The following is a 23,190-nucleotide window of genomic DNA, read 5'->3' on the forward strand; positions in this document are numbered from 1 at the left end:
AACTGGAACCCGGAAATCCATTGGCGTTTCTTGTTCAGAACAGACTTGTCACCATAAATCTAAACCGTTTTAAGTTTTTAATAGTACCTACCACAATGCAGCTATGGTGTCTCATAAAAGTAGAGGTATTTGAATCGTTGTATAGAATGGCTTTCAAAGTTTTTTAGATGAAACCTACATTTCAATGATGTTTCTTGTTAAGAAAGTAATTGTTATCATACAGCCATAATGTTTCATTTCATTTGTAAGAAAATGGGTATTCTAGTTTCGCTTCAAAAGTACGATTTACATTATTTAATATGAAATGGGTTTCCGGCGCAGAGATTGTGGTGTAAAGTAGTAATTTTACAAATAAGCACAGTTTTATATAATACAAGTACATGGATGTTTTTTTGATAGTACAAATACTGTTAAGTAAATCATTTTTCAATATAGATTATTCTGATAACATTTCAAGCTATATACTATGTTGCCACCATATAGCTATGACGTCTCAAGTTCTATAATTTATATTTTTAATTGGTGGTAATTTTGTAAGGAGGTTTTGGAATATGGAGAAAGTATTGGTGTTATTTAGCGATGCCCTTTTACTTGCTGCTCCAATGTATGAAAAGAACACGCAGCTATGGGAAAAGTGGAATAGATATTATGAGGAAGTACAGAAAAATCATGACAAAGTAGTAACTTCAGCTAATATATCCCCTTCTTTTTCAGCTCTTGTCTCTTGGTTAGGTCAGAAACAAGAACAAGGGATTTCATTATTGAATATATACGCAAATCTAGATAAATATAAAATTGAGATTCAAAATGTCCTCGATAAAATAATAGAGCAAGAATTTGGAGGTACGCCTGAAGAAGTTGAAACGACTATAATATCTAATACAACTGATGAAAAGTTAAAAGAGCATTCAATTGAACTACAAGAAGATTACTATCCTGTAAGCAATGATGCGGTATATTATCAACTACGAGATGGTATAGCCAAGAATCACTTTGAAGAAGATGAAGTAGGAGCAGTACCTGTTTTACCATTAGAAACGAAAAATACAAGTGGAGTTGCCCAGCTATCGTCGCACAAGGATGAAGATTTAAGGCTTGTAAACACTAATGAAGCAGAAAGATGGTCAATACTAGTCGATGGTGTTATTAGCAACATGGATGATCTTACTGCAGACTGTCTAGATACAATTACAATACAGTGGTTGAATCAAGCGAAATCTCCAGATGATTTTATTGATTTCAGCTATGAAAATGTCCTAGATATGTGTAATATACCAAAAGCATCAGCAAACGGTATAGAGTATTATCGCGCAGAAGATAAAATTAAAATTGCACAACGTATAGCTGCCTTGGCAAGTATCTTTATTTATTTAAATGATGATAATGAGGTCGTAGTTTTAAATGATCGTGCAGAAACTGGTGAGCAATTTGAAATGAAACGTGAAATAATTAAAAGACTGTTTGTTTTAGATTCTGTAGTTCTTTGGAGAGATAAAAATACCAATGATTATGTAGGTATTGAATCTTGTAGAATAAAGCCGGGTAGCTTTTTATCAATGTATTTATACGGATCTAGTAGCACAACAGCGTTACTATCAAAAAAAGCATTGGAGTATAATAGTTATCGACACAAGTTCCATAAGCGACTAATTCGCTACTTATCTTGGCAGTGGAGAATTCGACAACAGTACAGTAATTTAAAAAGACCATATTCAATTGGTGGAGAAAAAGGACTATTGTCTGTTATGGGGATTAATATAGCTAAGGGACGCCCGCACCGTATTCGTGAGCAATTAGAAAATGTATTAATAGATTTAGAAAAAGAAAAGGTTATTTCACATTGGGAGTACGCTGAGGAAATTGATGAATCAAGAATTGGAGAACGGAATTGGTTTAAGAATTATTACTCAAAATTAGGAATCATCATTTTACCACCAAAAGAGTTAATGGATAATATCGGGAGTTTGGCAAAGAAAAAGGTAACTGCTACTCCGGATATGCAAGAAAATAATTTGATTACAAATACGATAGCTCAAAGTACAGTAAGTACTGAGGAGCTAATTAGAGAGAAAATTATGCACCAACATATGTATCAAAATAGAACGATGCGCGAAATAGCAGATGAGTTAGGTTTATCCCCTGCTACACTATCAAGATTCTGTAATAAGAAAATGAAACGCATCTCAAACAGTGTTAATGATAAATTAACCAAATGGTATGAAAGACAAATGATAATCGAGTCTATGTAAGCAAAAAAGAGGAAACCACTTTGAAAATGGTTTCCTCTTTTTTAGGGCTTGTTCGATAATTCTATTTATAAAAATTCGCTCCTTTTTATTGACGGAAAATTCAAACTCGTTATATAATTTTTGGTATTACCAATATATTTAACATGTATTACCACAAAATAAAGGGGAAGATGGCTTGAAAGAAAAGGAACGCTCCTCAGATAAAATTGAGAATGAATTAATTAGATCCATATTGGCGGGTGTTTATTCTGTAGGAAGTACTTTACCGCCGGAAAGAGAGCTTGCGAAAAAATTTGGTGTTGGTCGCCCAACTATTCGTGAGGCGCTTCAACGTTTAGGAAGGAGTGGATGGATAACCGGGAGAAAAGGAATGCCATCGATTATTAATGATTATTGGAGCAATGGTAATCTAACGACACTTATTAATATGGTTGAGAATCATCATACCATTACAGATGAATTTATTATGTATTTATTAGAATTTAGAAGTTCGTTGACTCCGACTTATATTCGTAATGCTGTTACGTTTAATCAACCTAAAGTGGTTGCTCTCCTTGCTAATCTAGAGCAACTTGAAGATAGTGCAGAAAGCTATGCAGCATTTGATTGGGATTTGCAAAAAAGGTGTGCTGGGCTTGCTGCCAATCCGATTTTTCTACTCATTTTAAATAGCTTCGATTCTATTTATGTAGATATGGCAAAAAGGTACTTTTCTGTAAAAGAGCATCGTGAGTTATCCTTCAACTATTATCAGGACTTATTAAAAGCTGCATTAAAGGGAGATGCAATTGAAGCAGAAAGATTGTGTAAGACAACATTGGAGAAAAGCTTGGCTCTCTGGAAAGATAGAAAAAAATAAAGAAAGCTGGAGGCGTGATAAATGAAACTAAAATATTTTAAAGAATATTTTTCCTATCCTGATATTTTGATCATGAGCTGTCTTTTCCTCACTAGCTTTGGATTTATGATTTTACATTTAACCTCTATCGGAAGTTGGGGTGCCTTTATTTTTGGAATGATTATGTATTCCTTAGCTGAGTATGCTACTCACAGGTTTATTTTTCATCTAAAGCCACCAAAGAATGCATTTTTATTAAAAATGCTTAAGCGTCTACATTATGACCACCATACAAATCCGAATGAATTACATTTATTATTTTTACCCTTATGGTATAGTGTGCCAAACATTGCAATTTCAGGAGCAATTTTTTATTTTCTTTCATCCAGCTTTGTCATGACAAACGCATTTATTGCAGGTATTATGCTCTTTTTATTATTTTATGAGTGGAAGCATTATATTGCGCATCGCCCCCTTCAACCAATATCACCATGGGGACGATGGATGAAAAAAGTTCATTTATGGCATCACTTTAAAAATGAAAATTACTGGTATGGTGTTACGAATCCAGCCTTTGATTTTCTCATGGGCACCTTTAAGGACCAAAAGGATGTTGCCCAAAGTAAAACTGCTAAAAACCTAGAAAAACGTGGTGACCAGAAAATAGAATTATAAAAAACAATCCATTGTCATCATCCTGGAAATGTCGAATGAATTTTGCAGCTTCGACATTTCTCAGGGAGTGACAGGCATTTTTTCCTATTGAATAGTAAGCATGGTGATAGATTGCATAAGGCTCGCTTTAAAGTTTTTCTTACCGAAAAATGTACCAGCTTTTTTCTCTATTCCTCTTAGCATTGCTTCATTTTTCACGAAGTGTTTCGCAGATGCTATCTAAAATCTGTATCGCGTTTGCCCCAGTGATTTCTTTAGCGACTCGTTCCAGAAGAATCTTCGTATCAAAAGAAAATTTTCGCGCAAAGCTATGGCACCTGAAAATATTATTGCGGAGAAACTCGGAATATTTAGGCGTGAAAGCACGACGAATACAGCCCCTCATCATCTCTTTCATCTAGATACCTTTTTAACCAAATGGTGCAACGTTTTCATGTTTTTAATCGTGGACTTGCATACTAAAAAAATAAATGCCCCTATTCGTTTTAAAGATATATTCCTCATAACAGCATGCATAATAATCTTCTGTTTTTAATTTAACCCAATAAACTTCTTCAAGTTCTTGTTCGAATTCATTCAATAACTGTTCTATTATATATTCCTTCGCTGTCAATCCATGTAAATCATATCCATTTGGTATTGTTCCAAACCAAGCTGTCTCCCCATCAGGGTATTGACAAATAAGGAAATCTTTTTCCCATTCTTTCAACTGTATGAGTTCTATTGTGTCATTATTAGTAGCATGTGTAGCCATTTTTGCAAGCTTATATATACTTTCCTGTTTATTTTCTGATAAAAGAGTAAGCTCATAATAATTACTCACATGTAGTTCCGCATTAGCTTTAGCAAAATCGCTTAAAACTTTATTTATTATTTTCATATTTAAATCCCCCTCTTCCTCTTTCTTATCAGGATATACATCAAATCCAAGTTCTTGATCAGAATTAACTGTCATTTATGTATCTATTGCTTTGTTAAGTGGATAGCTGTTTTACAGTGATATGTATAATTCAATTAGTAAATCTATACTTAAATAAAATTATAATAAATTTAGTTGAATTTATTAATATTATGACCCTACATGTTAATTATAAAGATAGTGTACATATGAGATTAACAAGTGAATGTGTAGAACCTAACACTAGAGATACTGAATTTGTAAGTATGTAAGGTAATAACAAATAAGAGAACTTATTTCATGACATTGACAGAGCTTCTTTATCAATAGATATAAATGGTAGAAAAAATGAATAGGAAGATATCTTTATTAAACTAGTAAGTTCATATCAAACCATTTGATATGAAAAGAGCAATGCTTTTTTCATTATATACACCCTTTACATGCACATCTTATATATAAGGTTTATATATAAGATGTGCAGAAATAGAATGTGTTAAATATGTTAATATGAAATTGATATAGTAACTATAAAACCTTTGTTTTTAAAGGTTTATATATACATCCTATAAATAGGGCTTATAAATACAGTTTATAAATAAAGCGTATGGATACTTTGTGAAGTTTTTTAACTTGAAATGTTTGTAATTTGATATTTTTTATAAAGGATTATTTAAAAGAATGTCAAATTAAATAATGAATTTATAGTTTTATAAATGATATTGTTAATTACATGAAACTTATAATTGACATATACAACATACATCGTACATATACGTCGTATAAATTTGTGTTTATATATCAACATCTCAGCCTAATTTAATACTTACACGCTTTATATGTAAGTGCTGTATATAATGACTTGATATACGCTTTATAATAATGTAATATATTCGTAGGAATAATTAACCAACGTTTTAAGGGGGAGGCAACTTGAACGAGGTATTGAGCGAAAAATATAAAGTAATTAAATTTCCTGATGAAGTTGTGAACATGTTTGCAGACATTCTTGAAGAAGACGAAATACTTTATAATGTATTTCATTACATAGGATCTGAGGTAAATAAACAATACCAAGAGACAAAATATATGAGAGGCATCTCAATAAATGAAATAGTAGGTAATGTTGTAATTGATAGGAGAGTTAAGAAATTAAAGGGAAAATCGTACTCATTAGAGGTTGAACGAACCAATATATCAAGAAGATCAGCTGAAGTAAGTGTTAGTACATTATCTTCAATGTCATTAATAACTGAAAAGATTATGCATCCTTATAAATTTTTAATCTCAACAATTAGAGGACAACAGGTGTTAATTGAACTCGGAAGACGTAAACAAACCAATGGATAAGAAAAAGGAGAGATAAAATAATGGCGAAGAACTTTCTGAAAAACGAAGTAGCAGTAAAAATGACAATGGTTGGTTTTGGTCAGGCTGGAACTAGAATGGTAGATAAATTTGCTGAATATAAGCATACGGATGGAACATCTGTGTACAACTGCCTTGCCCTAAATAGTAACGATGGTGATTTAGCCGAATTAAAAAATGTGCCTACAAGTAATCAAGTATCACTAAAATTAGGCGGACTAGGGAAGAATCCAGAACGTGCTGTAAAAATACTAGAATCAAATGATGAAGCGAAAGAAAAGTTAAAAGAATTCATCACAGAGCGTGTAAGACCAACAGATGAATTGGTTCTATTTTTTGCTGGCTTAGGCGGTGGAACGGGTACTTCTACAATTATTAAAGCAATTGAAGAATTCTCCGCTTTTCATAATAAGCCTGTCATCGCTGAAGAACTTAAAAGTATGGCAATGAAAATTCCTAGAGAGGAATTAATAGCAAATCAACAAAAGTATGCAAAAATTGCATTTAGTAATGCAATTGAGCGTAAAGATTTTATTAAAATGGGTATTGTTGTGACACTCCCTGTAAGAGCCGATGGCCCTGATGTACTAAGACAAGTAAATAAATTCTCTCAAGAGATTTGGAAGTTAGCAAATGACCCAGCAAAAGGTGTTGCATTCGTTGTTTTCGCAGATAACCAACATTTCTATGATGAATTTAAGGGATTAAACGAAAATGAGAAAAAAGGTATTGCTAATTCACGAGACTATGCAAATCAGCGCATTGGTGAAATCATCCATGAATTAAATACAGCTTCTAATGGCGCAGGAACATCTGTTATTTTAGACTCACAGGACTTTAAACGTATTTTATTAGAGAAAACTGGTTGTCTAGTTATTAATAAAATCTCTCGCAATATGAATCAAATAGAAAATAGTAAAGAAATAGTAGATATGTTCTCAGAATCGTTGAAAGGAAGCTCTTTCCACCATCCTATAGAGTTAATGAAAAAGAACGATGATGGTGAGCTAGAGGCTTCTAAGGTGCATCATTTTGGAATGCTTGCAATTCTAGATGAACAAAAGAATATTGATGATTCATTTATGGATGATGCAAAAGTAGAGGTTACAAATACATTACCAATCAACGGTACGGTATTCAATGGGTATTTAATTAGTAAAAATGATTTTATGGGCAGTGTTTACACGTTCTATAAAACTGATGCATTACCATCTCGTTTGTCCAAAGGATTAGTTGAAGAATTCAATGAATTTAAAGAGAAGCAAAACCAAATTCAGTTTAAAAAATCCCAAATTAGTACAATTGAAATGCAAGATCAAGATGATGATTTCAGTATTAATTTCGGTGATTACATCGATATGGGAACAAGTAATGAGGAGCCATCAGCAGATGCTGAGAATGATGAAGAATTAGCTGCATTTATGGATCCAGATAAAATGTTTGGTACATCAAAATAATAAAAAAGAGGCCTGGGAATGTCCCGGGCCTCTTTTTTATTCTGATGCCATAATAGATTTCATATACTCTATCATATTTTCGTTTAAATAATTCTCTATAAATAGGTGTTTTTTTGCTAAATCTTCCTCTTTTTTAAACCAACCAACTTTTTTCACACGCTCTTCCTCAGGTTTTTCATTCCAGAGTTTTTCAGCTTGTCTTCTTAACTCTTTACGGGCTCTATGTTCAATTATTATGTTATCCATTCTTTCTTGTCTTTGGCGTTCTTTCATAGCAACTGGATCTTCAGGCTGAGGTAATGCTTTTAATACATTTTCAAATTTCTCTTGAAATTCTATTTCGATGTTTTGTAAATGTGCTTGGACTTTTTGTTCCACCAATTTTTCAATTGTCTCAGCCGCGTCCTGAAAATCAATTTGAGATAATATTTCGTTAGAGTGATTTTCAGGAGATACTGGCCTTAGTTCGAATTGATGTGGTAAAAGTTCGATTATGGCATCTAAAGACCACTTTTCATCCCTTTTCTGCTTTATGAAAAGAGCTATATTTAAATCTAATGAATTATATAGCTTTTCATTTGTATTATTGGTTCTAAGAGTCCCGTGCAATCCCTTCTCTTCTAACGTATTAAACCAATTATAAACAGTATTATGGTGTCTACCTACTAACTTAGAAAACTCTGTTATTCGCCAGGCTTTTTCAAAAGCGTCTTCGTGTAATGAGTTCTCATCATCTACCATGGTTTGTTCGGATTGATTTTCCTGTTTAATCATAGTATTACCTCCTTAACAGTATGTAATTGTGCTGATAAATGACATTAACATGAAATATGAGATTGATATGTTAAGTGTTTTTCGACGATATTAATAGGAATCCCTTCCTTATCTGATATTAACATGAAAGATGACATTAACATGTTGAATCCGAAGTGTTAACAGCACATTAACAAAGCGGCGTTTACTCTCGCTAAATGGCAATGTTTTGTTAACTGGGACTTAAAATGCATCAATGTTATATAGGATTAATGAAGTAACTTTTGTCTTCATATCCTTATAAATTGTTGCTATGAGATTGACAGTTTTATTCACATACTATTAATGATAAGTAAATATAACCGATTTGTAAATAAATTATGAGGATATAGCATTGAACTTTCAAAAATAATAGGTATAAATATGATAAAAAGAGTCCATATTATTAATAATTGTAGTATTAGCCTCTTCCATTGATAACACTTGAGAATATAGAACGGATATCTATGTGGCTAATAGAGTGTATTGTCTCTTTTTAACTGATTCTAAGACTAGTAAAGTAATTTTCGGTAATAACTATTATAGGTTTATATGAACGTTAACTACTAATAGTTAGTTGAGCTATCGGCTATTCAAGGTACTATTCACTTCGTTGCTGAATAGCTGCAGTACTTAGTATATAAGTGTTTTAATAGATTCTTGGTATAGTAATGCTTTCATTAATAAAAATCCCCATCTATTGATGTTTTGTTAATGTCTTGTTATCAAAAGAATTAAGACTAGTTGATATAAGATTAACAATTATGTTATTCGAGACATTAACATGTTAATGTTCTTTGATATGTTAATGTGCATTTCTGGTATGTGTGCAAATTCGGTTCCGCACACTGTCAATCTCATGTCAATACTTATAGGGAGAATTTCTTCATTTAAAGTATAGATCCTTCAATTATATGCCCAAGAGTAGATTTAAAATTTCTAAGTCGTATATTATAAAGTAATTTTGCTCATATCAATGTATTATTCTATTGAATTGAATTCACCATAATGGATAAAACTTTGATTGATAGTCTATATTTCTTAATAATTTTCCAATCGGAACTTCTAGTGATTTATAAAGTACGATTCTTAACTAATGTGGATTTCCATATTTCAATTCTCGTCCTAATAAAGCCATAGTTTTATAGATGTGTTGTTAATGTCTTGTTTTCATTACTATCGAATATAGTTGACATGAGATTAACATTCATATTCTTTTAATGGTTAACATGTTAATGCTTGTTGATATGTCAATCTCATTCCTGTTATGTATTCCAATTTTACTTTGCGAAATGTTAATCTTATATCAACACCCTGTATGGAGAATATCTTTGTAAGGAGTGCTAAATTTTGAATTGTATATCTAAAATCGGATTGGGAATCTATAAGTTACATGTTACAAAAAACTATTTATTGCAATTCCCGTTCTAACAAACCATAGGTTTATCCATGTATTGTTAGTTTCTTGTTAACGCTAATATCAAGGAGGTTGAAATGAAGTTGACATTTTTATTCTTTTTAAGGTTAACATGTTAATGCCTGTTGATATGTTAATCTCAATTCAGATCTGCATTTTGATCCTATTTTGCAAAATGTTAATCTTATGTTGATATCCTTCGAGAAGAATCTTTTATAAGGAGTACTAATTCTTTAATATTTATACCGACTCCGCAACTTCTTAGAGTAACAGTATCAGTATGTCCAAGATTTAGAGATTACTTACACATATTTTGAATTTTTTGCACCTGAACCGATTATATTTTTTGTAGGATTTTTTGCTTTTTTGTCGAATACACTTAATGCAAGGAGGGACATTACATGATTATTAAAGACTATTTCATCAATCTATCTATTTTTTCTTTATTAGTTAGCGCAGCAATATTTATTCAAGTATTTACAATTAATTCCAGGCGATATTTCGAAAAATTCTATGGAGGGATTATCGCAGTTACTTTGATGTTCTTTTCTTTTCCGTACATGGGATTTTCCTACGATCTTCGAGTTGTTCCTCTTATTCTATCTTTTATTTACTTTGGTCGCACTGCTGGTTGGATTACGTTAATTAGCATTATTATAATGCGCATCTTTTACATTGGAGGGTATTGGGAGCCTCCTGTGATTGCTTATTTAGGTATGAGTATACTATTTGCTACTTTTAAAACATATTTTAAAAACCTTCATCCTTTTAAAAGTGCATCTTTATATTATTTTGTTTTTGCCGGAATAAAGTGGTTAATTGGTGTGTTCTTTAATACTACATTGCTTTACACTCAAGGCTTATTATATATAGCTTTAGGACTTTTAATCGGGCTATTTCTTATGGAAGCTTACCAGAGATTGTATTATTTAACACAGGACTTATCTAAAATGAATCAAGAATTAAAAAAATCGAAGCAAGAACTCACAGATACCGTACATGAGCTTCAAGGGGGGATTTTTAAATTTAAAAAAGTGGATAAGCACTTTATACACACTTTGTGTGATGGACAGTTTTATTATCAAAACGGAATTTATCCTGAACGGGTGGTAGGAAAAAGCTTACGTACCATTGATGCTTCTATTATTCCACCCCATTTAGTTCCACAATTAATGAAGTATTATTTTCAGGCTTGGGAAGGGAAAGAAATTATATTCGAATTACCTTGGCCGAATGATAAAACTATTATTCTTATTGCGCTTAGGCCGATTAAACGAAATGGACAAGTTATTGAAGTTGTTGGTTCTACAGTCGATATAACCGAAAGGAAAAAGGTAGAATCAGAATTAAGAGCTACCAAAGAATTACTGGAATCATTTATAAAGCATAATGTAGATGCTATTACCATATCTGATCGAGAAGGGCATATTTTACAAGCCAATAAAGCTTATGAAAAGATATTTGGGTGGTCATCACAAGAAATCATAGGTAAGAGATTACCTTGTGTACCAGGGTTCTTAATGGATGAATCGCTTAAAAATATTCAGAAAATTCTAACAGGGGAATCCGTAGTTACTAGATTAGAAACTGTTAGACAACGTAACGATGGAAGTCTTCTTGATGTTAGTCTGACAGTTTCTCCTATACTAGATGTAAGGGCTAATGTGATAGCTTTATCAGCAATATGTAGAGACATTTCTGAAAGAAAACAAGCAGAAAGAGAACGGCATAGATTACACCAACAATTAAGAGATAGTGAGATGAAGTACCGTGCACTAATCGAACAAGCAACTGACGCAGTATATGTAGTAGAGCTGAATGAAGATTATGTTCCAAGTCGATTTGTTGAGGTAAACCCTGTGGGGTGTAAAAGATTTGGATGTAGTAGAGAAGAGCTGCTCTCTTTACCATTTCCAAATGTAGTACCACAAGATTCTCCAATGATTATAAGGTTGTTAGAAAAAATTAGAGAGGGACAAACTTCCTTCACTTTGCAAGATGAATATGTCTTTCCAACAGGAAAAGTAATAACAACTGAGTTTAGTGTTCGTATTTTTAACTTAAATGGTAAAAAAGTTTTCCTTAGCATTTCTCGTGATATCACTGAACGGTTAAAAACAGAAGAATTATTACGGAAATCTGAAAAACTTGCTGTCGTAGGACAATTAGCGACTGCGATGGCTCATGAAATTAATAATCCATTAACCGCAATGAAAGGGTTTATGCAATTACTAAAATCAACGGAAAATGAGAATAATCAGGGGTATATAAATATAGTATCATCAGAGATTGAGCGTATAGAAAGTATTACAAATGAATTTATGGCGGTAGCCAAACCACAAGTGGTTAAGATACAACCTAATGATATTAGTGTGCTAATGGATCAAGTTTTAATACTACTACAACCTCAAGCATTGATGAATAATATACAAATTAGAACAGATTTTATACCTGGTATTCCATTGATCCCATGTGAGGGAAATCAATTAAAACAAGTATTTGTTAATATTTTGAAAAATGCAATTGAATCCATGCCAACGGGAGGGGAAATTCTGATTCAAATTGATAAACTTGAAAATGATCAAATAAGCATTCGTTTTATCGATCAAGGATGCGGGATTCCAAAAGAACGTATACCATATCTCGGAGAACCTTTTTATAGTATTAAGGAAGATGGGATTGGCCTAGGGTTAATGATCTGTTATAAAATTCTCGAAACACATCAGGGAAAGGTATTTATTGAGAGTGAAGTGAATAAGGGAACTATAGTTGAAGTCACTCTCCCTATTTGTACACTTCAAAATTAATACATTCTTTTACTGAAATTTTGTTAGAAACTATAGAATGGAATTGTGGATGAACATGAGTAAAAAATTAGTGGAATTCTCTATTTGTATTAGGAAGTGCCATGTTACTAACACTAGGTGCTTATGTATATGAAATTATGGATTACGGAACACCAGGTGAATTTAGTAAAGAAGCGTGGCCAAAGACTAAAAAAACAGCTAAACAAGCAACTATTGATCATTTTAAAGCAGAAACAGATTTCTTCTACTGTAAACACTTTAGAAGATTATCGAGTTAAGGACACATCTAAAAACTAAATCTATTGTTAGTGAGCAGTTAGCTTTTTAGCTAGCTGCTTTTTTGATGTTTCATATACAAATTATATAGCCTTACAAAACTCTGTAAGTGTTTTGTAATATTTACGAGAGATTTTTTTAACAGTTATGAGAGAGAAATGAAAGATTTGTTATATATGATGAAATTAATCTTACCAAGGAGGAAAAATAACAATGAAAAAATTGAAGCCAGCACTTAGTGTATTAGGTAGTGTATCGATGGCACTGACTTTAGCATCTCCTGCTTTAGCAGATGTAAAACAGCCGAATCCAGGAAGTACAGTTGAAATATTCAAAGAGAATGCAAATGCAAAAAAAGAAGATAAGAATTTCACGCTCGGATCTGATGGGGAAATAGGTTCGCTCATTACACAAAACATTGAAATGGCAAACAATGATTGGGACAAAGATGGTATTTTTAACGACTTAGAGATTAATGGATATAAAATTGAATTCAATTCACAAACTGGGAAAAATGAAGCGAAAGCATGGGATCCTGAGAAGGATAAAGGGAAACCAAAATTTATATCGAATCCTATGAATGCAAATACGGATGGTGACCCTTTTACTGATATGTATGAGGTCGAGAATTATAACAATGATTCTGATACTAATTTCAATCCGATAGTTGCCAATATGCCAAATTTACAAATTGGTGTCAAACGAATTGAAGTAATTCCTATTGCAACCATTACGGATAATAATGGTGGATCAGTTAGCAGAGGATGGGAAAAAAGCGTATCTACACAACATTCATTTAATGTAGGTCTAAGTGGTTCAGGTGGTGTAGAAGGCTCAGCAGCCGGTCCTGTTCCTTCCGGAAGTGTTTCAGCAAACGTGGGATACGGATATTCAAAAACAACTACTGAAACAGAGAGTTATACAAATAATTTTGATTGGTCTACCGCAACAACTGTGGATACAGCGAACGCAGCAAAAGTACGGGTACATCTGGAATATAAGAATGTAGGCACAGCATCCGCTGAAAATGTTTCGCCTCATTTTAATATGCGTTTAGGAAACAAAATTATTAATACCGTAAAGGCAACACAAGATCGTTATAAGGCAAACTATTTAAGTACAGAAAAAGGTGGACGGAATAAAACAGAAGTAGTAATTGACAGTTTAGAGGGACAAGCAGATGCGAATATTGTCTTATCATTGGATGAATTGAAAGCTGTTGAACAAGGGGAAATTCTTTCGATTGAAGTTTTACCTACAAGTACAATGGATTTATCCATCGAAAAAGGTGAAGAAGTTATGCATTTGGGGGATTCAGGGAGATATGAATCTAGAGTAAATGCAGCTACAGAACAATTAGAAACAGATATGGGGAATATACCAAAGTTTAGGGTGTATACTCCTAAAGACAAATCCCTTGCTGATAAGCCAGTTTTATCTTATAATGAAGTTTTTCAACATATTAATATAGATACGAATAAAGTAAAGCATATTGTAAACAAGGCAAAAAGTAATAATCAAGTATCAGTGGTTTCAGATAATAATGGAACTGATGCATTGAACGCTTTAAAAGCGGGGCAGGGAGATCGCGGTTATTTACATAAAGACTCTGTACACGGTGCCTTTGCAAAACTACAGCAACCAACATTAGTAGAAGGTAGCTATGATCCTGTTACACAAAAGATTCGGGCATCAATCTTACCTGGTTTATTTGGGGTGAGCAACGAAATCTCTGCTACTTATAGGACAAAATGGAGTGGTCCCTCAAAAAAAGTAACACTAGTTAAACGCGAGAATGGATATACATATGAGTCTAGAGAAAATATACACCCTATTAAATCTGAAATTGCAGCGGACAGAAAAGTTAGATTTGATATCAATGACGCACACAATCTAACGCCTACACAAAATATTGATGCCGAAATTAAAGCTAATAAAGAATTTGAAGATTATGTAGTAGATAATTCAGGTGAATTTGTTACAGAAGGAGTTCCATATACTGTAGCTTCATATGGAAATACAACTTATTGGGGAAGTCATCACGCCGGGAATAAATGGGAGTATCTTTGGGCTGAGAAATCTAACGATGAAAAAGTGAATGTAATTATTGAAAGAGTAGGTCAACCTAAACCTGGAAAACCAATTAAAAAGGATGAAGAGGTATTAATTAAATTCCAGAATCCTATTTATTCAGATTATGCATATTTAAAGCTTCAAGATAGTTATATCCATTTAGATCAAAAACAGAACGCAAGTACTTTTAAATTTAATCATGCATACCCAAAGAACTTCACTGGATACCATAAGCAATGGAACATACTATCTAATGGTAACAAGTTAAAGGTAGGATATTTAATTGATTATATGAAATATGGCAATGGAGAGAATGGGACTGATACTATAGCATGGAATCTATCAAGAGTTCAGTAATAGGTAACAGTTCTGTTGCTAAGTTTGAAAAAAGAACCGGTAATGAACTGGATCCGAAAAATTAGATGCAAAAATTTAGGATACTAATAGGGAATGAGTTCGATGTTGAATCGGACTCATTCCTTTTAATTTATTTCGTTTAGATACTACTATTTTAATTGTTTATCTAGTCATATAAGTAATCAAATGTTAAGATTACTATCTGTATTACATAAATATTTTTCTGAATTTTCATTCGTTTCGAGACCGAGATGTGGAATTCTGATTTATTGATGCGATCAGATTTTACATCTTTACCTATAAAGATATATTTATTGAATTACAGAAAAATAGAATTTTTTTGTTATTGGTGAAAAAGAAGTGAGGATAGTATATGAAGAAAAGAATTTTAATCGTAGAAGATGAAGCAAATATTCGAGAAGTATGCAAACGGTATTTAGAAAGAGAAGAATATGAGGTATATACCGCTGTAAATGGCAAAGAAGGTTGGGATTTATTTCTTACACATCAACCAGATTTAATTATATTAGATTTGATGATGCCAAAAAAAGATGGATGGGAATTATGCGAGGAAATTCGTCAACAATCAACTGTCCCTATTATTATGTTAACTGCTAAGGGAGAGGAAAGGGATCGAATTTTAGGCTTAACAATAGGGGCAGATGATTATGTAACAAAGCCATTTTCCCCTCGTGAATTAGTATTAAGGATCCAAATTATACTTAGAAGAGGAAGCCAGGTACCGATACAAGCGAAAGAATCTCTATTGGAAGTGATAGAATTTCCAGATTTAAAAATATATCCAAAGACAAGATATGTACTTGTTTGTGATAAGGAAGTGGAGTTAACAGTGAAAGAGTTTGAGGTACTTTATCTCATGGCAAAGCATCCAAAACAAGTATTTTCTCGCTCGCAGCTTCTTGAACTAATTTGGGATTTTGGGCATGAAGGTGCATCAAACACAGTTACCGTGCTAGTGAGTCGTTTACGTGAAAAGCTCGAGAAGCATACAATAAAGAATCGTTGGATTCATACGGTTTGGGGTATAGGATATCGCTTTGAGCCAAATGGAGGAAATGAAGCATGAGATTACGTATTCAATTGTTACTCATGAATTTATTAAGTACCAGTATTATGGTAATTGCTATATGGTATAGTGAGACGAAAATGTTACTTGAACCGGAACAAACGCGGTTATTAACAGTGATCGCATTTGTGGCATTTATTATTTCAACGTTTATTTTTTGGTTAATGACACGTCCTATCATGAGATCTATACAAAATTTAATAAAATTGACGAAACAATTTAGTGATAGACACTTTGAAACGATGTATATAATTGGGCAAGAACCACGGGAGTTTAAAGAATTAGCAACAGCCTTTCAACAGATGGCAAAAAAATTAGAAGAGGGGTTTACTAAGTTAGAGGAACAGGAAAAATCCCGTAAGGAGCTAATTACCAATATCTCACACGACTTACGAACACCTATGGCTAGCATGCAATTGATGATAGAAGCATTACAAGATAACCTGATTGAAGATCCTGAAATGAAAAAGCAATACTTAGCGACGATTTTAAAAGAAATAGAAAGATTAAGTGGATTAATTAACGACTTATTTGATCTTTCAAAGTTAGAGTTTGAGCAAGTAGATTTTCACCCAAGTTTCACACATTTAGATACAGTCTTATTAGATGTATTAGAGTCACATTCTGTCTTATTAGGAGACAAAACAATCCATGTGCAATTAGATGTTCCAGATACATTACCTCGACTTTTGATTATGCCTTGTAAAATAGAAAGGGTCATAGGTAATTTATTACATAATGCAATTCGATATTCTCCTGTATCTGGAACAATTGAATTGACTGTAGAGGAAAATAAACAAACTAAGCAGGTCCAATTCACTTTGCGAGATGAAGGGATGGGGATTTCTCCAAATGATCAATTACGCGTATTTGAACGTTTTTTTAGAACAGATCGATCAAGAAGTTCGCAATCTGGAGGATCCGGACTTGGATTAGCTATTGCAAAATCATTGATTGAAATGCACAAAGGGGAAATTGGTGTGAGGAATCGCGCAGATGGTAAGCAAGGAAGTGAATTTTGGTTTACTCTTCCCATCACATCAGAAAAAAATAAGACGGCTGAAAGACTTTTGTAACATTTACGTTAGAAAAATGAAAGACCTTCTTGTTAACATACTACTACACAGTATGTTACAGGAGGTTTTTTACTTTATGAAAAGACAATATGTATGGTTTATAGGTGGTTTGATAATTGTATTGGGGATTTTATGGTCATTGTTCCGACCAGAGAAATTATTTATTGATAACCACGTCAATGAAGCATTGCCACAAACAGAGGTACAATCAGCTGAAGTAAAGCAACAAAGTGATCGAGTAATAAGCGAAGGGCAGTTTCAAAACGGTGTCCATGAAACAACTGGAACGGCAAAAATTCATCAATTAGCGGATGGAAAACGTGTTTTACGACTTTCTGATTTTGCAACATCTAATGGGCCAGATGTACGAGTTGTATTAGTTCCTACAAATCGTTTGAAAAATAATGAAGACGTGAAAAACTATCAGTATATTGAATTAGGAAAATTAAAGGGAAATAAAGGAGACCAAAACTACGAAATTCCTGAAGGGGTAGATGTAAGTGTATATGGTTCGGTTTCTGTTTGGTGTAAGAGATTTAATGAAAACTTTGGTGCGGTTTATTTTAATAGTTAAATATGGACTTAAAAATTTTCCTCTTATTCAAAGGAGAGGTTCATATGGGGTATGGTGGTAGTTGCGACGGAGGTTGTGGATACGGTGGCGGATTCGCCTTACTGGTCGTGCTCTTTATCTTATTAATCATAGTTGGAGCTAACTGCAGCAGATTTAGTTGCTAAGAAGGGCACTCATAAGAGTGTCTTTTTTATATTTCTTAATTCGTGCACAAATAATTTTAAGAGTATGCCAGGAAATCTTTGATTTATCAAGAAAAATTAAATTTAAAATGCATTATATACAGAAGCCACTTGAGGGGAGGAATGTTTAATTACAAAACGTATCCTTTAGTAAGGGGGAGATTTTAGTAAAAGTTGAATGATACAATGGTTACTACATTTTTAAGTAGGAAGGAAAGAACATGAAATTTTTATCTCGTTTTGGCCGACATTTCCAACGTTTACAGTGGAAACTGACTTTATTTTATGTATTAACAACCATTGGGGTACTATTGACACTTGAAGTGATGGGATTTCTTATATCACTTAGTTTAGTGAAATATAATGCGGATCGAATGTTTGAACAACAGATAAGTATACAAGCTCAAAATATATCTTCTAACTTTAACGGAACATTTATTAATCAAAATCAACTGAAGAAAGCATTAGATGATTGGCCCATTGAAGTAGGAACTGAATTCGATGGATTTTCTGTGGTCATTGATTCTAATCGTAATATACTTGCAAGTGCTGGAGAAGATGTGCCGCAGTTTATTGATTATAAAGCGGAATTTCCTGCGAAAGTTTCTCGGCATATATATACAGCGTTGTCATTGAAACCATCTGAAGCGCGTAAATTTAAAACATATAGTTACTATAAGGATGAGATTTTATATATTGTTGCTCCATTAGCAAATGAGAAGGATGTACGTGGGGTATTAGTGGTTAAAGCAAAAAACATACATTTTTCACTCAGTAATTTTTGGGAGGCTACTTTTCAGTTTTTTGGATTTAGTATGTTGGCTTTCCTTATTGGTGCAGCAATTGTTGGTATTACTTTTGGAATTATAACGTCTCGAAGTCTCGTTCGTCGTATTCGAAAGATATTAACTTCTACAGACCAATGGAGTCATGGAAACTTCACAACATTTGTACAAGATCCTTCAAAGGATGAATTGGGGCAGTTGGCACGTAGGCTGAATCAGATGGCGAAACAACTACGCACCTTGTTTAAAATCCGTCAAGATTTAGCAACACTAGAGGAACGAAATCGATTAGCCCGTGAGCTACATGATAGTATTAAGCAGCAATTATTTGCTACATCAATCTGGCTGAACACTACCAAATCCCTTATCGGAAAAGACGAAGGCAAAGCTAAAGAGCATTTGTTAAGAGCAGAGAATGTTTTACATCAAACTCAGCACGAGTTAAATGCATTGATTCAAGAATTACGTCCTATCGCACTTGAGGGGAAGGATTTAGCATATGCATTAAAGGATTATGTGGCGAAGTGGCAAGAACAAACAAGTATCATAGTTAATTTGAAGATAAGTGGACAGCGACAAGTATCTCCCATTATTGAGGAGACTTTCTTTCGCATCACACAAGAGGCACTGAATGATGTTGCACGCCACAGTCAGGCGAATAAGGTAATGATTCATCTAGATTGTGAAGAAGTTGTAACTCTTTCTATTCATGATAATGGTTGCGGGTTTGATATTCAAAGACTGGATCGCCAAGGAATAGGTTTGTCATCTATGCGTGAACGGATTCATACGTTAAAGGGGTATATTGATATCCAAAGTGAGATGGAGAAAGGTGTGAAAATTACTGTTCAGTGTAAACAATCAGACATTCAAGAAGATAACAAGCCGAATGTAAATTGTAATTCAGAAGAGGTGATAGATCATGGGAAAGGGAGATCTAATTTCGATTTTAATAGTTGATGATCATACCATTGTAAGACAAGGATTGAATGCTCTATTCACAATTCAACCTGATTTTCATGTAGTTGGAGAAGCTGAAGATGGTGAAAAGGCTACGGCTTTAGCTACTGAACTTGTGCCAGATATCGTACTAATGGATTTAGTGATGCCAGGTATCAATGGTGTAGAAGCGATTCGAAGAGTTAAGCAAGTTAGTCCTCGTTCTCAAGTGATTGTGTTGACTTCATATCATGAGGATGAATACATTTTTCCGGCATTACGTGCAGGTGCAATATCATATGTACTTAAAGACATTGAGCCTAATCAATTGGTTGAAACTGTAAGGAGAGGTGTACAAGGTGAATCTATTATGCATCCACGGGTTGCTGCACGGGTGGTTAATGAGATTCGTGCTACGAAACAGACATCTCCCAATCCGTTTTCTGAGCTAAGTGAACGAGAATTAGAAGTATTAAGGTTGATTGCTAGAGGGCTTACGAATGCTGAAATTGCTGAAGGGCTTTTCATTAGTGAAAAGACAGTTAAAGGTCATGTTAGTAACATTCTAAGTAAGCTGCATATGCTTGATCGCACAAAAGCTGCTGTTTTTGCTTGGGAACAAGGGTTTATGCGTCCGAATCAGGAAAAAAATTTTTAATATAGATTAGAAGATTTTTTATACCAATTCCATTATATGGAATTGGTATTTTGTTTTTCAATATTTCCAGGTTGTTCCCTTACAAATGTGATTATGGAATTTCTTCACTAAACGGACCTCTAGAACTGTTTATAAACAGTTCTAGAGGTCCGTTTCAAATTAGCTTTCTTATCATAATATGAACTTATTCATCAATATACACTGGGGAGTTGAAGAATATGGTTTTTAAGTTAAATCATATACGACGGTCGAAAGATCACGATTCACAAGGTACATTGAAAGACAGGGCGGAAAAGCGGAATTCTTTGCTATCAAATTGGAATCGGTGGATTGCCTATATAACTGCAGTTTGGTCCATATCTTACGGGTTTATGGGGGCTTATTGGGCTTTAGGAGGCGCAGGATTCCCTTTTGGTGAGAATGATTCCAGAGGGGGTATGATGGGATCATTTTTAGCAAACATACAATCAGATGTGGGAGGAGTAACAATCGCTTGCATCGGGTGGCTTGGATCAATCTTTGCATTGGCAACAATCCGAATATGGGGAGAAATAATTCCACGTGCAATCCTGCTCATTTTCGCATGGATAATGTGTATCACCTTAGTATTTGTGATTCCTGATGTCCGAGTATTACAGAATTTCGCTTATTCATTCATGCTACATTTTCAACTCATCGATTGGCCTGTCTTAAATCAACTTCTATGTATGGGAGGAGGATTTTTATGGGGAGCCACAGCTTTAGCTTATCAGCGGCGGAGCCGAGGTGCATGTGTGATTTGTGGGCGGAAAAAAGAGACTCAAGATATATCAATTGCAGGAAATGAAATTGGGAAATATGCAACCTATATTGCTATCGTTATGGCACTTCCTTATGCGATTGTTCGTTTAACGTGGGCTGCAGGGATTCCATTGGGGATGAGCAATACAGCAGCAATGACAATTAGTAGCCAATCACTTGCAGAACGTATGATAGAGGTTGTTCTGGGTGGATTACCCATATGCGGTGCTATTCTGACATTGGGGCTTATCCAAAAATGGGGAGAAAATTTTCCTCATTGGTTCTATTATTTGGGTGGCAAACGTGTTCCTATTTGGTTCGCGGTGATACCAGCAACATGTGCATCTGTTCTTCTCATTCTCGCAGGATTAAAAATAAGCCCAATTATCATTTCAAAAATAGTGGACGGTTCCATCAATATTAGAAATTGGGGAGAATTAGGGCCCTCACTATTTTGGCTTCCATGGGGAATAGCATTAGGGCTAGCGACTATTTCTTACTATCAAAGGAGGCGAGGACAGTGTAATTATTGTAGAAGGTTCTAGCAATATCACTTTCTAAAAAAAGGAGTTGTTCTTTCGCGATGTCAAATACTGAGAAGAAAAGCGAAACTGGAATTCATATTTTTAGATGGTTATCATTATGGCCCAAATGGATTGGGTATACGGCGGTTATTTGGTCGTTGATGTATGTGATATTAGGTCAGTATTGGGCGTTGGGAGGCAAGGGGTTTCCATTTGGAATAGGGGATCCACAACCTGAATACTCAATGCTAGCTGGTTTGAGGCCTGAGACTGGTGCACCTATAATGATTGGCTTTGGATTAATGGGGGTCATTGTAGCTGTCATGATGATTCGTGGCTGGGGCAAGGGCCTGTTACGAATCGTATTACTCATATTTGTATATATGTTAGTAGCGATTTTATTGTTTGCTGTTATTGACTACCGTGTTTTAGCGTCTGCAGCATATGGATTTATCTTTTTGATTGGAGCACCATTTGATTTTCCGCATGGAGTGAAATTTTTTGAACAGATGATGTACTGGACGATTGTAAATCAATATATTAGTATGCTAGGGGCGTTTCTATGGAGTGCGACTGCTTTAGTCTATCAACGTCAAACACGAAATGCTTGTCCGTATTGTGGTCGAAATAGTAATCATTCAAAATGGACAACACAGTCCTCAGCAGCATCTTGGGGGAAATGGTGCACTTACATTGCCATAATAATTCCTATCTGTTATTCCATAACAAGATGGTGTTGGGCGATAGGCATTCCACTGGGAACTACCAAAGAATTACTGGATTCTTTTGAACGTGATTCACCTGGAATTTGGTTAATGGGCGCATCTTTAGCTACTGTAGCGCTCGGAGGGGCAATTCTTACGCTGGGACTTATTCAGCCCTGGGGAGAAATTTTCCCGCGTTGGTTTCCATTTATTGCTGGTAGGCGTGTACCTTTGTCATTAGCAATTATTCCTGCTTCACTGGTTTCCATTATGGTTACTTCGGCTGGTTTGATGTACATCCGGGGGTTTATTAATAAAGGGGGCCTAGATCATAGGGGATGGGCATTGGAAGGTCCAGAGTTATTATGGCCAATTTGGGGAGTAGCTCTGTTTGGTGCTACGATTGCGTACTATTACCGGAGGCGTGGTATGTGTAAATATTGCAAACAAGTTATAAAGTGAAAATTAATTTAGTGCGGAAGGGTAAATAAAAAAGAGAGAAGAACTCACCAATGTTCTTCTCTCTTTTTTATATGTAATTAGGGTTTCCATAACTGTAGATATGGATGGTGTAAATTAATGGATGAATAATTTACTCTTTAAATTATAGCAGAACAAATAAAGATTGTGATATGTAATGTTGCATATGAAGGGTTGATTTTTAAACAAAAAAA

Annotated in this window: 18 protein-coding genes; 16 read left to right on the plus strand and 2 right to left on the minus strand. The window is 34.1% G+C overall.

The annotated features are described in order from the left end of the window. The first annotated feature begins 551 nt into the window (after positions 1-551). The 3 genes from ACYVEC_RS28595 to ACYVEC_RS28605 all read left to right on the plus strand — a co-directional run bounded on the left by ACYVEC_RS28595 (position 552) and on the right by ACYVEC_RS28605 (position 3,762). Positions 552-2,249 carry a helix-turn-helix domain-containing protein gene (locus ACYVEC_RS28595; RefSeq protein ID WP_063223204.1) on the plus strand — a complete coding sequence of 566 codons (1,698 nt, stop codon included), beginning with the start codon at positions 552-554 and terminating at the stop codon, positions 2,247-2,249. 175 nt (positions 2,250-2,424) lie between these two features. After that, on the plus strand, positions 2,425-3,108 hold the full coding sequence (locus ACYVEC_RS28600; protein WP_063223203.1) for a GntR family transcriptional regulator: 684 nt from the start codon (positions 2,425-2,427) through the stop codon (positions 3,106-3,108). A gap of 21 nt (positions 3,109-3,129) precedes the next feature. Next, on the plus strand, positions 3,130-3,762 hold the full coding sequence (locus ACYVEC_RS28605) for a sterol desaturase family protein (RefSeq protein ID WP_063223202.1): 633 nt from the start codon (positions 3,130-3,132) through the stop codon (positions 3,760-3,762). A gap of 439 nt (positions 3,763-4,201) precedes the next feature. Here ACYVEC_RS28605 and ACYVEC_RS28610 read toward each other — a convergent pair whose 3' ends face one another. Then, positions 4,202-4,642 carry a hypothetical protein gene (locus tag ACYVEC_RS28610; protein WP_180230808.1) on the minus strand — a complete coding sequence of 147 codons (441 nt, stop codon included), beginning with the start codon at positions 4,640-4,642 and terminating at the stop codon, positions 4,202-4,204. Positions 4,643-5,593: 951 nt separating this feature from the next. Here ACYVEC_RS28610 and ACYVEC_RS28615 point away from each other — a divergent pair. Together ACYVEC_RS28615 and ACYVEC_RS28620 are read left to right on the plus strand one after the other, a co-directional pair. After that, complete coding sequence (locus tag ACYVEC_RS28615; RefSeq protein ID WP_063223199.1) at positions 5,594-6,010, plus strand: hypothetical protein; 417 nt, start codon at positions 5,594-5,596, stop codon at positions 6,008-6,010. Positions 6,011-6,030: 20 nt separating this feature from the next. Then, complete coding sequence (locus ACYVEC_RS28620; protein ID WP_063223198.1) at positions 6,031-7,485, plus strand: FtsZ/tubulin family protein; 1,455 nt, start codon at positions 6,031-6,033, stop codon at positions 7,483-7,485. Positions 7,486-7,521: 36 nt separating this feature from the next. Here ACYVEC_RS28620 and ACYVEC_RS28625 read toward each other — a convergent pair whose 3' ends face one another. Then, positions 7,522-8,259, minus strand: coding sequence for a terminase gpP N-terminus-related DNA-binding protein (locus tag ACYVEC_RS28625; protein WP_063223197.1), 738 nt, complete (start codon positions 8,257-8,259; stop codon positions 7,522-7,524). Positions 8,260-10,095: 1,836 nt separating this feature from the next. On the opposite strand from ACYVEC_RS28625, the gene ACYVEC_RS28630 reads away from it, so the two are divergent. The 11 genes from ACYVEC_RS28630 to ACYVEC_RS28680 all read left to right on the plus strand — a co-directional run bounded on the left by ACYVEC_RS28630 (position 10,096) and on the right by ACYVEC_RS28680 (position 22,978). After that, positions 10,096-12,501 carry a PAS domain S-box protein gene (locus ACYVEC_RS28630; protein WP_063223196.1) on the plus strand — a complete coding sequence of 802 codons (2,406 nt, stop codon included), beginning with the start codon at positions 10,096-10,098 and terminating at the stop codon, positions 12,499-12,501. A gap of 101 nt (positions 12,502-12,602) precedes the next feature. Next, complete coding sequence (locus ACYVEC_RS28635; protein WP_162532044.1) at positions 12,603-12,779, plus strand: hypothetical protein; 177 nt, start codon at positions 12,603-12,605, stop codon at positions 12,777-12,779. A 211-nt stretch (positions 12,780-12,990) separates the two neighbouring features. Beyond that, on the plus strand, positions 12,991-15,207 hold the full coding sequence (locus ACYVEC_RS28640) for a binary toxin-like calcium binding domain-containing protein (RefSeq protein WP_063223195.1): 2,217 nt from the start codon (positions 12,991-12,993) through the stop codon (positions 15,205-15,207). Between the two features lie 373 nt (positions 15,208-15,580). Further along, the gene (locus ACYVEC_RS28645) at positions 15,581-16,294 is read left to right on the plus strand and encodes a response regulator transcription factor (RefSeq protein WP_098556124.1); all 714 of its coding nucleotides are present in this window, start codon (positions 15,581-15,583) and stop codon (positions 16,292-16,294) included. After that, positions 16,291-17,370, plus strand: coding sequence for a sensor histidine kinase (locus tag ACYVEC_RS28650; protein ID WP_063223193.1), 1,080 nt, complete (start codon positions 16,291-16,293; stop codon positions 17,368-17,370). Before ACYVEC_RS28645 ends, ACYVEC_RS28650 begins: the two co-directional genes overlap by 4 nt. A 76-nt stretch (positions 17,371-17,446) precedes the next feature. Further along, positions 17,447-17,944 (plus strand): DM13 domain-containing protein, encoded by a 498-nt coding sequence (locus tag ACYVEC_RS28655; protein ID WP_063223192.1) that lies wholly within the window; start codon positions 17,447-17,449, stop codon positions 17,942-17,944. Between the two features lie 44 nt (positions 17,945-17,988). Beyond that, a complete protein-coding gene (locus ACYVEC_RS28660) occupies positions 17,989-18,108 on the plus strand; it encodes a YjcZ family sporulation protein (RefSeq protein WP_080468519.1) in 120 nt (39 codons plus the stop codon). A gap of 239 nt (positions 18,109-18,347) precedes the next feature. Continuing rightward, positions 18,348-19,871, plus strand: a complete 1,524-nt coding sequence (locus ACYVEC_RS28665; protein ID WP_460509413.1) for a sensor histidine kinase — start codon at positions 18,348-18,350, stop codon at positions 19,869-19,871. Beyond that, positions 19,834-20,508, plus strand: coding sequence for a response regulator (locus tag ACYVEC_RS28670; RefSeq protein ID WP_063223190.1), 675 nt, complete (start codon positions 19,834-19,836; stop codon positions 20,506-20,508). The genes ACYVEC_RS28665 and ACYVEC_RS28670 overlap by 38 nt, the downstream gene beginning before the upstream one ends. A gap of 218 nt (positions 20,509-20,726) precedes the next feature. Beyond that, positions 20,727-21,833 (plus strand): hypothetical protein, encoded by a 1,107-nt coding sequence (locus tag ACYVEC_RS28675; protein ID WP_063223189.1) that lies wholly within the window; start codon positions 20,727-20,729, stop codon positions 21,831-21,833. Between the two features lie 38 nt (positions 21,834-21,871). Next, the gene (locus tag ACYVEC_RS28680; protein ID WP_063223188.1) at positions 21,872-22,978 is read left to right on the plus strand and encodes a hypothetical protein; all 1,107 of its coding nucleotides are present in this window, start codon (positions 21,872-21,874) and stop codon (positions 22,976-22,978) included. Positions 22,979-23,190: the final 212 nt, after the last annotated feature.

This window comes from Bacillus sp. MN7755 (assembly GCF_054771475.1).

Bases quoted from the DNA above. Each gene is read 5' to 3' on its own strand.
- ACYVEC_RS28665 (WP_460509413.1), top strand. From the start codon at position 18,348: ATGAAATTTTTATCTCGTTTTGGCCGACATTTCCAACGTTTACAGTGG.
- ACYVEC_RS28650 (WP_063223193.1), top strand. From the start codon at position 16,291: ATGAGATTACGTATTCAATTGTTACTCATGAATTTATTAAGTACCAGT.
- ACYVEC_RS28595 (WP_063223204.1), top strand. From the start codon at position 552: ATGGAGAAAGTATTGGTGTTATTTAGCGATGCCCTTTTACTTGCTGCT.
- ACYVEC_RS28655 (WP_063223192.1), top strand. From the start codon at position 17,447: ATGAAAAGACAATATGTATGGTTTATAGGTGGTTTGATAATTGTATTG.
- ACYVEC_RS28610 (WP_180230808.1), bottom strand. From the start codon at position 4,642: ATGAAAATAATAAATAAAGTTTTAAGCGATTTTGCTAAAGCTAATGCG.
- ACYVEC_RS28605 (WP_063223202.1), top strand. From the start codon at position 3,130: ATGAAACTAAAATATTTTAAAGAATATTTTTCCTATCCTGATATTTTG.
- ACYVEC_RS28675 (WP_063223189.1), top strand. From the start codon at position 20,727: ATGGTTTTTAAGTTAAATCATATACGACGGTCGAAAGATCACGATTCA.
- ACYVEC_RS28640 (WP_063223195.1), top strand. From the start codon at position 12,991: ATGAAAAAATTGAAGCCAGCACTTAGTGTATTAGGTAGTGTATCGATG.
- ACYVEC_RS28630 (WP_063223196.1), top strand. From the start codon at position 10,096: ATGATTATTAAAGACTATTTCATCAATCTATCTATTTTTTCTTTATTA.
- ACYVEC_RS28680 (WP_063223188.1), top strand. From the start codon at position 21,872: ATGTCAAATACTGAGAAGAAAAGCGAAACTGGAATTCATATTTTTAGA.
- ACYVEC_RS28660 (WP_080468519.1), top strand. From the start codon at position 17,989: ATGGGGTATGGTGGTAGTTGCGACGGAGGTTGTGGATACGGTGGCGGA.
- ACYVEC_RS28620 (WP_063223198.1), top strand. From the start codon at position 6,031: ATGGCGAAGAACTTTCTGAAAAACGAAGTAGCAGTAAAAATGACAATG.
- ACYVEC_RS28670 (WP_063223190.1), top strand. From the start codon at position 19,834: ATGGGAAAGGGAGATCTAATTTCGATTTTAATAGTTGATGATCATACC.
- ACYVEC_RS28645 (WP_098556124.1), top strand. From the start codon at position 15,581: ATGAAGAAAAGAATTTTAATCGTAGAAGATGAAGCAAATATTCGAGAA.
- ACYVEC_RS28625 (WP_063223197.1), bottom strand. From the start codon at position 8,259: ATGATTAAACAGGAAAATCAATCCGAACAAACCATGGTAGATGATGAG.
- ACYVEC_RS28635 (WP_162532044.1), top strand. From the start codon at position 12,603: ATGTTACTAACACTAGGTGCTTATGTATATGAAATTATGGATTACGGA.